We start from the raw sequence: 560 nt of genomic DNA on the forward strand, positions 1-560 counted from the left end.
GTCAAATTTGAAACACCTGTCAATGCCAATCTTGACTACACCCAACAAAAAGCAGCACAAGTCAACGCGGTATTACAAAGTTTTCCTGAAGTTACCAATACTTATGCCACGGTTAATGCGATGTCCTATAGCGGTAACAATCGGGTACAAGTGAATGTGTAGTTAGTACCTAAAGATGAGCGCACGCGCGGACTAGATGACTTAAACCGTGCCATGCGTGAGCAATTGCAGCAGGTAGGCGGTATTAAAGTTACCTCAGTGGCAGCCGCTGCCATGGCGGTCAGCGGTGGGCTTAAGCCGATTATGATATCCATCAAAGGCAATGATTTAACTGAGCTGCAACGTTTATCCAATGAGTTTATGCAAAAACTCTCAAACGTCAATGGCTTGGTAGATTTGGAAAGTACCCTTAAACAGCCCAAATCAATGGTCAATGTCACCATTAACCGGGAAGCAGCAAATGATGCCGGTCTTTCGATTGGACAAATCGGACAAGCATTACGCCCACTGCTGGCCGGTGATAATGTGAGCACCTTTAAAGATGACAACGGCAACAATAT

At 45.2% G+C, this 560-nt stretch carries 1 protein-coding gene; it reads left to right on the forward strand.

The genetic code is table 11. From position 1 onward, the window contains the following. Nucleotides 1-213 precede the first annotated feature (213 nt). Nucleotides 214-560 (forward strand): efflux RND transporter permease subunit (locus J5M56_RS26860; protein WP_243430885.1); only part of this gene is annotated, 347 nt, incomplete at its 3' end.

Source organism: Pseudomonas sp. 51_B (assembly GCF_017491595.1).
In the GTDB taxonomy this organism is placed as follows: Bacteria; Pseudomonadota; Gammaproteobacteria; order Pseudomonadales; family Pseudomonadaceae; genus Aquipseudomonas; species Aquipseudomonas promysalinigenes.